A 14,631-nucleotide genomic window follows, 5' to 3' on the forward strand; every position below is an offset into this window, starting at 1 on the left:
TTTTTCAAATCTCTCGATTCTATTACTCTTTATTCTTTTGTCTCGTCTTGTGGACGAGACGGCTGTCAATTCAATATGTCTAGGAACGTGTTCTTTTCTTTTTATCTCCTCGATTCTCACTTTTCGTGTTTCTCGAAGCGGGTGCAAAAGTAATAAACTCTTTTAATTCTCACAAGCTTTTTTTGAATTTTTAGAAAATAAATTTTCTTTATTATTTCATTTGCTTACCAGGATGTAAAGAACTTATTCGTTGTTGCGGGTGCAAAAGTAGCACCTTTATACCGTTAAACAATACTTTTAATCTCCTTTTCTTAATTTTTTAGAAACTTTGTTTTTAAGTCGCTGGAAATCTATTGTTTGAAAATATTGCTTTTTGGTTCCATTAGTTAAAAGTAGGAATTATCAGCACTTAAACGAAGTGCTTAGCACGTTTTTCAATTGATAACAGATCGCAATGTAGAATTTACTGCCTTTATTCAACATGTGAACCCAACTACTACTTTTCACAGGAAAGAAAGCGCTTGTCGATCCAGATTCAACTAGCTTAATAAGCTAACATGACAAATTCCAAACTAAATCGAACTGCCTAAACCCAACTGAAGAAGAATCAGGGTTCATTCACGTAGCTTGAAGAACGCTTATCTAGGTAAATAGTTTTGAAGCACAACATATTAGACCGCTTTACATTATAACAAGTACAAAACAACCAATAAAGCACAACTCCCCTAGCCCCGATAGCAGTGGAAATCCTACTGAGCCGGTCCCGAAGCTTCGGGACGGCGATGTAGATTGTAGCGAATAGCGGGAAATAGCTCCTAAAACAAACCACTCCTTCCTTATAATAGTAACAAACATTAAACTATTTGTTTTTACTCCTATACATATATATAACAAACCTTAACTATCTATTGTTTGTGTTTTTGTAATGGCCTATATTTGCATTCTTAAATTAATAAACAATGATTAAGATTACTTTGCCCGATGGGTCAGTTAAAGAGTTCGCTTCAGGCGTAACTCCGATGGATGTTGCTAAAAGCATTAGCGAAGGATTTGCCAGAAATGTAATTTCGGCTTCTTTTAACGGTACAACAGTGGAAACAACCACTCCTTTGACGACGGATGGCAGTCTTATATTATATACATGGAATGACGAAAGTGGGAAGAAAGCTTTTTGGCATTCGACTTCACATGTCATGGCACAGGTTCTTGAGGAAATGTATCCTGGTGTTAAGTTAACACTTGGACCTGCGATTGCTAATGGCTTCTATTATGATGTAGATTTTGAAGATCAAAAAATAACCGAGGCTGACTTTAAGAAAATTGAAGATCGTGTTCTTGAGATTTCAAGGGGAAAACACGAATTCAAACTTCGTCCTGTTTCTAAAGCAGACGCTTTAGAATTATATAAGGACAACGTTTATAAAACCGAAATGATTACCAATCTTGAGGACGGGACGATTACGTTTTGCGATCATGACACTTTTACTGATTTATGTCGTGGAGGACATATACCGAATACCGGCATCATTAAAGCAATGAAAGTAATGAGTGTTGCTGGTGCTTACTGGAGAGGTGATGAAAAAAACAAGCAATTAACACGTGTTTACGGAACTTCATTTCCTAAACAAAAAGATTTAACAGAGTACTTACTTTTACTTGAAGAGGCAAAACGTCGCGATCATAGAAAGCTAGGAAAGGAACTTGAATTGTTTGCTTTTTCACAAAAAGTAGGTCAAGGTTTACCATTGTGGCTACCTAAAGGAGCTGCATTGAGAGAAAGATTAGAACAATTCCTAAAAAAAGCACAGAAAAAAGCGGGTTACGAGCAAGTGGTTACACCGCACATAGGCCACAAAGAGCTTTATGTAACCTCTGGTCATTACGCTAAATATGGAGCTGATAGTTTTCAGCCAATATCAACTCCAAATGAAGGAGAAGAGTTTTTGCTGAAACCGATGAACTGTCCTCATCACTGCGAAATATACAATGTGAGACCTTGGTCATACAAAGATTTACCAAAACGATATGCTGAATTTGGTACTGTATACCGATACGAGCAAAGTGGTGAATTACACGGGCTAACTCGTGTACGTGGGTTTACTCAGGATGACGCACATATCTTTTGTACTCCAGAACAACTAGACGAAGAGTTTAAAAAAGTAATTGATCTAGTTCTTTATGTATTTGGCTCTTTAGGCTTTGAAAACTTTACTGCTCAGATCTCTTTAAGAGATAAAGAGGACAGAGAAAAGTACATTGGAAGTGATGAAAACTGGGAAAAAGCGGAAAATGCTATTATCAATGCTGCCGCAGACAAAGGATTAAGCACCGTTATCGAATATGGAGAAGCAGCTTTCTATGGTCCGAAGTTGGATTTCATGGTAAAAGATGCTCTGGGAAGACAATGGCAATTAGGAACAATTCAGGTAGATTATAACTTACCAGAACGTTTTGATTTGACTTACAAAGGATCTGATAACGAATTACATAGACCTGTGATGATTCACCGAGCTCCTTTTGGTTCAATGGAACGATTTATCGCGATCTTGCTGGAACACACTGCAGGAAATTTCCCACTCTGGTTAATGCCTGAACAGGCTATTATATTGTCTTTGAGTGAGAAATATGAAATATATGCGAAAAAAGTTTTAGATTTGCTAGAAAATCACGAAATTCGCGCCCTCGTAGACAACAGAAGTGAGACAATAGGTAAGAAAATTAGAGACGCTGAAATGCAAAAAATCCCGTTTATGCTGATTGTAGGCGAGGAAGAAGAGAAAAACGGCACTATTTCTATCCGTCGTCATGGACAGGAAGGAAAAGGCAACATCAGCGTTACGATAGAAGAGTTTGCTGCAATAGTGGACGAAGAAATCAAAAAGACATTAAAAGTATTTACAGTTTAACTTAAATTATAAAGTCATAGCAATAAGAAGCAACAGAGGTTATCAACCTCGCGTAGAAAAAAAGGATGCCCACAGAATAAACAATCTTATTCGTGGTGTACAAGAAGTACGACTTGTAGGTGAAAACATTGAGCCAGGAGTTTTTAAACTTTCTGAAGCTCTAAGATTAGCGGATCAATTTGAATTAGATCTAGTTGAGATTTCGCCTAATGCGGAGCCACCAGTTTGTAAAATCATGGATTACAAGAAATTTGTTTACGAACAAAAGAAACGTGATAAGATTCTAAAAGCGAAATCTACGCAAGTAGTCGTTAAGGAAATTCGTTTTGGTCCTCAAACAGATGAGCATGATTATGAGTTTAAGAGAAAAAATGCTGAAAAATTCTTGAAAGAGGGTGCTAAATTGAAAGCGTTTGTTTTCTTTAAAGGACGTTCAATCATTTATAAAGACCAAGGTCAAATCTTATTACTGAGATTAGCTACGGATTTAGAAGAATTTGGTAAAGTGGAAGCGATGCCCGTTCTTGAAGGAAAGAGAATGATTATGTTCATTGCTCCTAAGAAGAAAAAATAGTATTCAGTTTGCATTATCGAGTATTCAGTTGTACAACTTTGAACTTGAAACATCATACTTGAATCAAAATAATATGCAGAAGTAAATTCAGCATAAAGATAAGTAAGTAAGAATAAATTAAAACACTAGGAAAAAATGCCTAAAATGAAAACCAAATCTAGCGCCAAGAAACGTTTTAAAGTTACTGGTTCTGGAAAGATTAAAAGAAAGCATGCTTTTAAAAGTCACATCTTGACTAAAAAATCTAAAAAACGTAAATTAGCTTTGACACATTCAGCGCTAGTTCACAAATCAGATATGAAAAGCATCAAACAACAATTAAGAATTATATAATTTAGTAATCAGTCGTCAGCTCTTAGTAAGCAGTTTCTAACTGAACACTAAAATCTGAAAACTGAACACTTTTTTAAATTCTTTAGGTTAAAACAATTTAAAATAACCTTGGAGTATGGCCATTAAGTGCTTTTGATTAAATTCGAGCCGCCTGCTACAAAAAAACAATAAAATTATGCCAAGATCGGTAAATTCAGTTGCAAAAAGAGCAAGAAGAAAAAAAATAATGAAGCTAGCCAAAGGATACTTTGGTAGACGTAAAAACGTTTGGACAGTAGCTAAGAATGCGGTAGAGAAAGCAATGTGCTACGCTTACCGTGACAGAAAAGTGAACAAAAGAAATTTCCGTGCTTTATGGATTCAACGTATCAACGCTGGAGCTAGATTAGAAGGAATGTCTTATTCACAATTCATGGGGAAAGTAAAAGCTAACGGAATCGAATTGAACAGAAAAGTTCTTGCAGATTTAGCGATGAACCACCCTGAAGCTTTCAAAGCTGTACTTAATAAAGTAAAATAAACGTTTTATAAACTCAATTTAGATTACTTACTTATAGAGAGAAACCTCAATCGAAAGATTGGGGTTTCTTGTTTTTAATAAACCCTAAAAAACACTCTCATTTGTAAGTGTAGACTAATACTAAAAATAGTTAATCAAATAATTCTTCATCGTAAATAAATACCGTAATTTCGAGTTATGATCCCAAAGAAGCTACATTTTCTAATTTATATTTTACTTGTTATTTCTCTGCAAAGCTGCAAAAAAGATTTACAAAAAAAACCTAGAAAACAAAGCAATTTATCCCAAATTAACAGACTTTTAGAAATTGGCCATAAACATTATTGTAATCAGCAATATGACAGTTCATACTATTATTATAACCAAGCCAAATATGCCGCCGAAATAAAAAAAGACACTTCTAGGACTATACATTCATTAGGTTGGATGGCCCAAATACAACAAAATCAAGGGGATTACACTGGTAGTGAAATTACAAGTACTGAAGCTTTACCATATATTGAAAATTCTAACAGTTATCCATATGGACAAACTAATATATATATTGTACTAGGCAATAATTACCTAAATACTTTTGACAATGATAATGCAATATTTTATTTCAAAAAAGCAATAAATTCTAAAACTGATGAAGTTATAAAAGCTGGAATTATCAATAATATTAGCATAGCTTATGCACAAAAGGGAGACTATCAAAAAGCTATAGAAATCCTTCTTCCATTAACTTTAAAGAAAGAAATAATAAATGATCCTAAAATATATTCACAAACATTATCAAACATCGGGTATATTTATAATAAAACGAACAACTCCAAAGCAATTAATTTCCATTTAAAATCTTTGAAAATAAGTTTAAAATCAAAAGAAGTATTAGGTATTGCTTCAAGCTATTACAATTTGTCTAATTACTACAAAGAACGAAATCCCAATTTAGCAATAAAATATGGAACTATAGCCTATCAAGAAGCCACTAAGTTAAACAGTGTTGATGACAGACTCGGCTGCTTAAAATTATTAATAGAAATAACTAAAGGAAGTCAGCTTAAGAAATACTCTGTCAAATACGTAAAGATTAACGACAGTATCACCAAAGTTCGTCAACAGGCAAAAAATCAATTTGCAAAAATGAAATACGATTCTAAGAAAGAGAAAGAAGAAATTCTAAACCTGAAAGCCCAAAAAGCTGAAAATGCCTTGGAATTGCAATTGCAAAAAAGCACCACTTTGAACCTCTACGTTATAGTTGGAATCATTCTTACTATTACTGGTTTTATCTATTTCTATCTCATTGAAAAAAGTAAAAGAGAAAAAAGTAAAACTTCTTACGATACCGAAGTGAGAATAGCAAAAAAACTACACGATGAATTGGCAAACGATGTTTACCAGACAATGGTTTTTGCTGAAACTCAAGATCTCTCCTCTTCTTATAACAAAGAAATGCTTCTTGACAATTTAGATACTATCTATTCCAGAACGCGTAACATATCTAAAGAAAACAGTTTCATTCCGATGGGGCCTGATTTTATTTCTAGCCTACAAGAAATGATCTCTGGTTTTGATACTGAATACGTGAATATTTTGATTTACGGAGTAGATACTATCAACTGGTCTACTATTATAGATATTAAAAAAATCACGATATACAGAGTCCTTCAGGAATTCCTAATCAATATGAAAAAGCATAGTGAAGCTAGTTTAGTGGTGCTATCATTCAAGAAATATGAAAATAATTTACAATTAGATTATACTGATAACGGCGTGGGAGCGGCTATAGAGAAACTAAATTTAAAAAATGGACTCCAAAATGTGGAAAACCGTATTCTCGCTATAAAAGGAACGATTACCTTTGATACTAAACCGGGCAAAGGATTTAAATCAAGTATCACATTCCCTTTATAATCGACATCATTATGTTTAAAAAAGTATTAGTTGCCGAAGATCTAGACAGCATAAGCATTACTGTTATTCAAGCTTTAGAAACACTTTCCATAATGGAGATTCAACATTCTAAATATTGCGATGACGCCTTTTTACAAATAAAAAAAGCAATACAGGATAATAATCCCTACGACTTATTGATCAGCGATTTATCTTTTAAGGTGGATCATCGAGAGAATAAACTGACTTGTGGTGATGAACTTATTGAAGCTGTAAAAAAAATTCAGCCTGATATTAAAACTATTGTATTCTCCATAGAGGATAAGGCATACAGAATAAAATCCTTATTTAATAACTTAGGTATTAATGCCTATGTTTCAAAAGGAAGAAATAGCATCCCTGAACTTAAGAATGCAGTAGAAAGTATTTTTAAAACTGATGAGAAAAATATTTCACCAGAACTAGAATATGCTCTAAATGACAAATCACTTCATGAAATTGAAGCGTATGATATTTCGCTTTTGAAGTTGTTATCTAACGGATGCATCTTGGATGAAATTTCAGCAACCTTCAAAAATACAGGAATAATTCCTAATGGTAGTAGCAGTATAGAGAAGCGAATTAACAAACTAAAAATTTACTTCAAGGCCAATAATAATGTGCATCTAATAGCCATCGCCAAAGACTTAGGGCTGATTTAAAAATTCTACTCTTTCTTGTACTGCGCAATAGATTACCAAACTGCCGTTTATTTCAAAATTATTGTACTTTGAATAGATCTAATGTGCTAACCTCTATTATTGGGTACCAAATCTCCAATTAAACAAATTCATAAAAACATTAAAAAATTTAGCCTGTTACGGCTTTCCGTAAGGTAATATCACGTATTGCGTATAAATTTGCTTTTAGTTGAAAATCAGAAAGTCAACTATTTAAAAAATCAAATCATGAAAACAAGCAATAAAATAGATGTATTTGCTAATACTGAAGAAATAAATATTGATTTCATTGATAACAAATGGGGCAAACAACTTGATGATTATCAGAATTATGTCAAGGAATATATTAAGCACTATAAAAAAGCGCAGAAAGGAAATGAAGTTTCACTCGCACTCTATCCCTATATGCGAGTAAAATGGGAAGCTTTAAATAAACGTCTTAATTCTGCAACTAAACAAAATCTATTATCAGAAAAACAAATTAGAAAAGTTATTAAAATTCAAACTAAAATCGTTAACACTTGCTCTGAGTAATTACAGATAATCTGAATCAGCATTTGATTACTACATCCTAAAATGTTGCTTCAAAAGGAAATACATTGATTAAATTTGGATAATAGTAAGTACATAATACAACAAGTACGCATATCCCCTAATCAACTTAGAATAGAACACAGGTACTTCAATCTATCATTACAGCTTTAGAAACTACCCTGTTTTTTTTCAATTCTAGAAAAAACCACCCTCAATGAGGTTTTCCGTAAAGAAATCAATTTATCTACTTGTACATTTGAAAAAAAATCTAGATGACTACTATAAGTAACATGCGAATAGCCCTATTTTTATTGTCTATATCATTGGTTTCTTGTAAAAACCGAAGTGAATTAGTTAAGGTTCCAGATCAATCTGCTTCCGCCGTTACTAAAAAAATAGAACCGTTAGCAATAGATCAATATCAACAGCGTGTTATCGGTACTGATGAAAACGGAGACAATGTTCGAGGCTATATAAATATTGAAGGTGAAATTGGTCTTGGTACCCTTGTTAGAAAAGATATGAAGGAAATTGAAATTGTTGTAGAACGGGTTGGCAAACAAAAATTAATAGCCACTGATTTAGAAGGCTACAAATACAATCTGAAAATTAAGTGAATTATCGTCGCCGCTATTATAATAAATATCGCCCTTATCTCTTAACTATTCCTTATTTTTATATTTCAATTAAAAATAGAAGTCTAACACCCGTTCTTTTAAAATAATTGACTAGGTTGCATTATTTTCAATCTTAGTTTTTCGTAGATAAATGAAACATATTATTTTAGTATTCCTACTCCTTTTTTGCACTGTCCTTTACCCCCAAACTAAACTTCTCTCTTGGAATATTGAAAACTTCGGTCAATCAAAATCTCAAGTAGAAATTGCCGATATAGCACAGACAGTTAGAAATTATGATCTTATCGCCATCCAAGAAGTAGTAGCAGGTTATGGTGGCGCCCAAGCCGTTGCAAAACTAGCAGACGAACTGAACCGCACAGGAGCTAAATGGGATTATGTAATTAGTGCCCCTACGAGTAGTAGCGCTTATAAAACGGAGCGATATGCTTTTATATGGAAAACCGCCAAACTTAAAAAAATTGGTACTGCATGGCTAGAAAAAAGATTCCATTTAGAAATAGACCGAGAACCTTATTTTTGCACTTTTCAATTCGAAAATAAACAATTTACTGTTGTTAATTTTCATGCGATAACCAAAAAAATGCAGCCAGAAACCGAAATAAAATATTTTAAGTTCCTTCCTGATGAATACCCAACGCTAAATTTAATATTTGCCGGTGATTTCAATTGTCCGCAATCACATACAGTTTTTAATCCTTTGAGAAAAATGGGATACCAACCTATTTTGATTGGCCAAAAAACATCTTTAAAACAAAAATGTAAAAAATCCAGATGCCTAGCATCTGAATTTGATAATATGTATTATAAAACCTCTAAAATTAAGAGTATAAACTCAGGGGTTATTTCTTTTTACAAAAATTTTAACTCGCTGAAAGAAGCAAGAAAAATATCAGATCATATCCCTATTTGGTTTGAATTTTCGCTGAATTAATTAGCCGAACACTTCAAACGTATCGCCGTCAAAACTAGCAAAAACCATAGCAGGATGAGAATCTTGATGATAGATATTCCCTGCACTGTCAATGGCTATAGCGCCGGCAAAGCCATCATACGGTTTTAGTTCATTGAAGGTTTTAGCGAAAGCTTCTTTTAACGAAAAACCATCGGTCACACGAGTTACGATTTTGGTAGCAGTGGCATTACTCATAATGTCCTCACCTACTCCTGTTAAACTCACACCACAAAATGAATTGGCATAGTTTCCTGCAACCGTAGCCGAATCTGATATTCTACCGGGAACTTCAAATCCTTTTCCTCCTGTCGATGTGGCTGCTGCAATTTTTCCGTTTTTATCAAAAGCAACACAACCTACTGTTCCTAGGCCCAATGACTTTACTTTTTCTTCATGTTCTGCACGACGCTGTGGAATTTCGGTCGAAAACGATTGAAAACCATTTTTCCTTGCAAAGTTTGTTGCTCCGCTTCCACCTAGAACGCGATCGTCGTATTGCATTAATATCTGTGCAACTTGAACTGGGTTTTTTACTTCTTCGATATTGATAACACCGCTCATTTTTTGGGTTACCCCATCCATTATCGCAGCACTCATTCTGATTTTTCCGTCGCTTTGTATTTGGGATCCAATACCTGCATTAAACAGTTCATTGTCCTCCAGCAGTGAAACTGCAAAAACTACTGTTTCAAGTGCTGAATGTGTTTTTAGATAGTCATAAGAATCTTTAACTATTTGTTCTAAAGCGTCTTGTTTGGCTATTTTTGTCTCATTACTGGTTGAAGATTCTGAGAAAAAACCACCGTGTATAATTAATTTCATTATTTTTTTATTTCAGGTTGCAAATTGTTTAGTGTAGACTAGTTGTTCTGAAAACAAAACAGCAACATCTCGCTGGCTTTCGCACACTCTTAACTAACATTAGTTATATTATCAAGTATGAATTTGCATTTTATGTGTCCTAATATCATAAGTATCATTCATACTCATCACATGAACCACCAAATTATTTATTGAAATAGGTTGCCCTAATTCGACCTGCGTCAAATTCGTATCTTTTATATCGCGTCCATCAACTAAAATAACTAATCCAGATCCAATTGCTTCCATCGCATTATTATTAGTAATCAACAAACCTGTATCTTCTCCTAATCCAATTCCGAGGACTCTTGGATTACTTACAACTGTTTGAAACAATCGACCTATCCTTCCTCTTCTTACAAAATGGGTATCAATAACAACCCCATCGATCAAACCGAGTCCGCTTGTAATTTTTACTTCTCCCTTCAATAATGCTTCTGAACTACTTCCCTGATAGATCATATTATTAGAGGCTGCTGCAGCTCCAGCAGATGTTCCAGCATAAATAAACTCCTCGTTATGGTATTTATCCAATAAGATATCATGAAATGGAGTTCCGCCAAGAATTGAAGTCAAACGCAATTGATCTCCGCCTGTAAATATCACAACATCAGCTGCTTTTAATCGCGTCAAAACAGCTTCATCTGCAGCTTCTTCGCGTTTCTCAATATAAAGAACGTCTATGTTCTTCGCATCTAAATAAGAAAAAGCTTTCACATATTCAGGACCAATCTCCTTTGGAATATTTGAAGCTGTAGTAACTACTTCAATACGTGAATTTTCTTTATGTTTGGATTCGCTGATTATTCTTTTAAGTATTCCAGTTTCAAAAAAATTTAAATTACTGGCACTATTTTTATCTATATCGGTTTCAGTAAAACTTCCTTTGTCTACTGCTCCTCCTATTATTATCAATTTTCCTATTATAGTCATTCGGCAAAAATAAACAAAATAAGAAAAGGAGCTATTGAACTACTCTGTTTATTTTTAAAATTATAACATGCGATTACTGTTAATTAAAATACATAAATTTTGTTTCAGCTATAAAAACCTTTATATTGGTTGCAATATAGAATACGATTTCTTAACAGTAATTTGTTTCAACTAAAATAACCCTTCTGTCTTTATGAAAATAATAAAAGTACAAGCTCTTCGTGGGCCAAATATTTGGAGTATCCAAAGAAAAAAATTGATTCAAATGCGATTGGATTTGGAGGAAATGGAACAGTTCCCTACCAATAAAATAGAAGGATTTAAAGAAAGAATAGAAGCAATGTTTCCTACAATGATTGAACATCGTTGCTCCGAAGGTTGCCGAGGTGGATTTTTTTCCAGAGTAGAACGCGGCACTTGGATGGGGCATGTAATTGAACATATTGCACTTGAAATACAAACCTTAGCGGGTATGGAAACCGGATTTGGAAGAACTCGAGAAACCAAAACTCTTGGGACTTATAATGTTGTTTTCAGTTATACAGAAGAAAACGTTGGTCTTTTTGCGGCAGAATCATCTGTAGCAATTGCCGAAGCATTAATCACAGGAACAGAATATGACCTAGAAAGTGACTTACAAAAAATGCGAGAAATTAGGGAACGCGTTCGTTTGGGACCAAGTACTGGAAGTATTGTAGAAGAGGCCGTTTCGAGAAATATTCCTTGGATAAGACTAGGTACTAATTCATTAGTACAATTGGGTCACGGAATAAACCAAATGCGTTTTCAAGCTACCATTACTTGCAAGACCAGCAGTATAGCCGTAGACATGGCTTGCAATAAAGAACTGACAAAAAAAATGCTTGATATGGCCTCGATTCCAGTAGCCAGCGGAAGTATTTGTGTAGATGAAGAAGACCTAGCCGAGACCATCAATAAAATTGGCTACCCTATTGTACTGAAACCGCTTGATGGAAACCACGGTAAAGGAGCTTCTATAAATGTTACTAATTGGGAAGATGCTGTTTCTGGTTTGGCTTTCGCCAAAGAATACAGCAAACGTATTATCGTTGAAAAGTTCATTACTGGTTTTGATTTTCGAATTTTAGTCATTGACAATAAATTAGTAGCTGCAGCAAAACGAGTGCCTGCTCATGTAATAGGAAATGCGAAAAATTCAATCCAAGAATTAATTGCTGTTGAAAACCTAGATCCAAGAAGAGGTTATGGACATGAAAATGTTTTAACACAGATTGATGTTGACAGGGATACCGAAGACCTACTTGAAAAACTGAACTATACTCTAGAAACTATACCAAGATCAGGTGAGATTGTGTTTTTGAAATCTACAGCTAACTTAAGTACAGGTGGCACCTCTGTTGATGTAACAGATATGATGCACCCCGAAAATATATTTCTAGCCGAAAGAATTTCAAGAGTAATTGGACTGGACATTTGTGGTGTGGATATTATGGCCGAGAATTTAACACAACCCTTAAAAGATAATGGCGGTGTAATTCTTGAAGTAAATGCAGCACCCGGTTTTAGAATGCACCTCGCTCCTTCTGAAGGCTTGCCTAGAAATGTAGCCGCTCCTGTTATTGATATGCTCTATCCTCCAGGAAAATCATGCCGAATTCCAATTATCGCTGTAACTGGTACTAATGGTAAAACAACCACTACGAGACTATTAGCACATATTGTAAAAAACAATGGTTATAAAGTAGGTTTCACTACCTCTGATGGGATTTATATTCAAAATCACATGATGGAAAAAGGAGATACTACTGGGCCTCAAAGTGCACAATATGTGTTAAGAGATCCTACTGTTGAATTTGCCGTTTTGGAAACTGCAAGAGGTGGAATATTACGCTCTGGACTAGGTTTCAGCATTTGTGACATCGGAATTATTACCAATATTCAAGAAGATCATTTAGGAATAAGTGATATTCATTCTTTGGATGATTTAGCAAGAGTAAAAGCGACTGTCGTAAAAAGTATCAAGAAAGACGGTTGGGCAATTTTGAATGGGGATGATGAACATTGTATAAAAATAGGTGCTGATTTAGGCTGCAATGTGGCTTACTTTAGTTTAGATGAAGAAAATCCGTTCATCAAAAAATTAAGCGCTGAAGGAAAAACAGTTGCAGTTTATGAGAATGGTTTTATCACAATCAAAAAAGGAGAATGGAAAATTAGAATCGAACGAGCCACTCATGTTCCTTTAACACTTGGCGGAAAAGCCAAATTCATGATTGCAAATGTTCTTGCAGCAACCTTAGCTAGTTATGTATGGGGATTCAAAACAGAAGACATTAGTTTATCCTTACAAACTTTCATTCCTAGTGCTGCACAAACACCGGGCCGTATGAATATTTTTGAGTTCAAAAAATTCAAAGTATTGATTGATTTTGCACACAATGCTTCAGGGTACAAAGGGGTTGAAGAGTATTTACAAAGTGTAGATGCCACTAAAAAGATTGGAATTATTGCAGGTGTTGGTGATCGTCGCGATGAAGACATTCGTGAATGTGCCACAATTGCAGCTAGAATGTTTGATCACATCATCATTCGACAAGAGAAATATTTAAGAGGAAGAACCGAAAATGAAATAATTGATCTAATATTAGAAGGAATTACTGCTTCAGGTAAAAATGTGACTTACGAAATTATTCCAAAAGAAACCGAAGCTATTAGACATGCCATCAATTGTGCTGAGGAAGGAAGTTTTATTACTGCCTTAAGCGATGTAGTTACTAATGCTATCGAAATTGTACAAGAATATTTGGACAAAGAAAATGAATATGGAACCGTTTAGTTTCATTTTACAAATAGAAGAGCTACTGGAAACAGTAGCTTTTTTTTTGCTAAAAAACGGACATCCCAGTTTTTGTCGTTAATAATTCTAAAGCATGCATACCCAATTCTGAATTTCCTTTTTTGTTTAATCTTGGAGACCAAGTAGCGACCACAAAATTATTCGGATATAAGGCAACGATTCCACCACCAATTCCACTTTTACCCGGCAATCCCACTTTATAAGTAAACTCCCCCGACTCATCATAAAAACCGCAGGTTTGCATCAAAGCATTTAATCTTTTTACTTGACTCTTTGTCAAAATTTGTTTTCCTTCCTTCGTTTTTCCTTCATTGGCAAAAAAGAAAAAAGAATGCGCCAGTTCGCTACACGTCATTTCTATTGAACATTGATGAAAGTAAAAATCCAAAACAGTATCAACATCATTTTCAATATTCCCGAATGACTTTAAAAAATTTGCCAAAGCGGCATTTCTAAAGCGGGTGTCTTTCTCCGATTGCGCTACGTCCAGATTATATTCAATTGTTGGGCTTCCAGAAATTAGTCTTATAAAAGCTAGAAACTCTTTTTTGGGATTTTTTAAACAGGAAACTAACATATCAGCTATAACAATTGCTCCCGAATTTATAAATGGATTTCTTGGGATACCCTTTTCATATTCCAATTGAATCAAAGAATTAAAAGCAGTTCCAGAAGGTTCAACGCCTACCCTTTTCCATATTTTTTCATCCAAAAAAGAAAAGGCCAAAGCCACAGTCAACACTTTTGAAATACTCTGAATAGAAAATTTTTCATTACTGTCTCCAATGCCAAAATTGTCCCCGTCGATTGTAGTCAAATGAATTCCAAATTTATTGGGGTGAACCTTAGCTAACTCTGGTATGGTTACCGTCACATTTCCCTTAGCTGGAAATCCATTTGATTCCTGTTTTATTTCCTGCAAAATTGATGCGTAGTCCATA

The 14,631-nt window shown here is 34.4% G+C and carries 13 protein-coding genes; 10 read left to right on the top strand and 3 right to left on the bottom strand.

Annotated elements, in window-relative coordinates:
* The first annotated feature begins 959 nt into the window (after nucleotides 1-959).
* The 9 genes from thrS to BMW63_RS17050 all read left to right on the top strand — a co-directional run bounded on the left by thrS (nucleotide 960) and on the right by BMW63_RS17050 (nucleotide 9,036).
* Entirely contained in the window at nucleotides 960-2,906 is a 1,947-nt protein-coding gene (gene thrS, locus BMW63_RS17010) for a threonine--tRNA ligase (protein ID WP_074724661.1), read from the top strand.
* Between the two features lie 16 nt (nucleotides 2,907-2,922).
* Complete coding sequence (gene infC / locus BMW63_RS17015; protein ID WP_379852977.1) at nucleotides 2,923-3,480, top strand: translation initiation factor IF-3; 558 nt, start codon at nucleotides 2,923-2,925, stop codon at nucleotides 3,478-3,480.
* A 135-nt stretch (nucleotides 3,481-3,615) separates the two neighbouring features.
* The gene (gene rpmI / locus BMW63_RS17020) at nucleotides 3,616-3,813 is read left to right on the top strand and encodes a 50S ribosomal protein L35 (RefSeq protein ID WP_007136182.1); all 198 of its coding nucleotides are present in this window, start codon (nucleotides 3,616-3,618) and stop codon (nucleotides 3,811-3,813) included.
* Nucleotides 3,814-3,988: 175 nt separating this feature from the next.
* Nucleotides 3,989-4,333, top strand: coding sequence for a 50S ribosomal protein L20 (gene rplT, locus BMW63_RS17025; protein ID WP_016990536.1), 345 nt, complete (start codon nucleotides 3,989-3,991; stop codon nucleotides 4,331-4,333).
* 426 nt (nucleotides 4,334-4,759) lie between these two features.
* Nucleotides 4,760-6,232: a tetratricopeptide repeat-containing sensor histidine kinase gene (locus tag BMW63_RS17030; RefSeq protein ID WP_175460306.1), complete on the top strand. Its 1,473-nt coding sequence runs from the start codon at nucleotides 4,760-4,762 to the stop codon at nucleotides 6,230-6,232.
* 11 nt (nucleotides 6,233-6,243) lie between these two features.
* Nucleotides 6,244-6,912 (top strand): DNA-binding transcriptional response regulator, encoded by a 669-nt coding sequence (locus tag BMW63_RS17035; RefSeq protein ID WP_074724663.1) that lies wholly within the window; start codon nucleotides 6,244-6,246, stop codon nucleotides 6,910-6,912.
* A gap of 246 nt (nucleotides 6,913-7,158) precedes the next feature.
* Nucleotides 7,159-7,464 (top strand): hypothetical protein, encoded by a 306-nt coding sequence (locus tag BMW63_RS17040; RefSeq protein WP_074724664.1) that lies wholly within the window; start codon nucleotides 7,159-7,161, stop codon nucleotides 7,462-7,464.
* A gap of 272 nt (nucleotides 7,465-7,736) precedes the next feature.
* A complete protein-coding gene (locus BMW63_RS17045; RefSeq protein WP_139174278.1) occupies nucleotides 7,737-8,081 on the top strand; it encodes a hypothetical protein in 345 nt (114 codons plus the stop codon).
* Nucleotides 8,082-8,232: 151 nt separating this feature from the next.
* On the top strand, nucleotides 8,233-9,036 hold the full coding sequence (locus tag BMW63_RS17050) for an endonuclease/exonuclease/phosphatase family protein (RefSeq protein WP_074724666.1): 804 nt from the start codon (nucleotides 8,233-8,235) through the stop codon (nucleotides 9,034-9,036).
* Here BMW63_RS17050 and BMW63_RS17055 read toward each other — a convergent pair whose 3' ends face one another.
* Together BMW63_RS17055 and BMW63_RS17060 are read right to left on the bottom strand one after the other, a co-directional pair.
* Nucleotides 9,037-9,879, bottom strand: coding sequence for an isoaspartyl peptidase/L-asparaginase (locus BMW63_RS17055; RefSeq protein ID WP_074724667.1), 843 nt, complete (start codon nucleotides 9,877-9,879; stop codon nucleotides 9,037-9,039).
* A gap of 111 nt (nucleotides 9,880-9,990) precedes the next feature.
* Nucleotides 9,991-10,851: a cyanophycinase gene (locus BMW63_RS17060; RefSeq protein ID WP_074724668.1), complete on the bottom strand. Its 861-nt coding sequence runs from the start codon at nucleotides 10,849-10,851 to the stop codon at nucleotides 9,991-9,993.
* 193 nt (nucleotides 10,852-11,044) lie between these two features.
* Here BMW63_RS17060 and cphA point away from each other — a divergent pair, with 193 nt between their 5' ends.
* Nucleotides 11,045-13,669 carry a cyanophycin synthetase gene (gene cphA, locus BMW63_RS17065; RefSeq protein ID WP_074724669.1) on the top strand — a complete coding sequence of 875 codons (2,625 nt, stop codon included), beginning with the start codon at nucleotides 11,045-11,047 and terminating at the stop codon, nucleotides 13,667-13,669.
* A 49-nt stretch (nucleotides 13,670-13,718) separates the two neighbouring features.
* Here cphA and BMW63_RS17070 read toward each other — a convergent pair whose 3' ends face one another.
* Nucleotides 13,719-14,630, bottom strand: a complete 912-nt coding sequence (locus BMW63_RS17070) for a glutaminase (RefSeq protein WP_074724670.1) — start codon at nucleotides 14,628-14,630, stop codon at nucleotides 13,719-13,721.
* Between the last annotated feature and the right edge of the window lies 1 nt (nucleotide 14,631).

It is taken from the genome of Flavobacterium frigoris, assembly GCF_900111075.1.
In the GTDB taxonomy this organism is placed as follows: domain Bacteria; phylum Bacteroidota; class Bacteroidia; order Flavobacteriales; family Flavobacteriaceae; genus Flavobacterium; species Flavobacterium frigoris.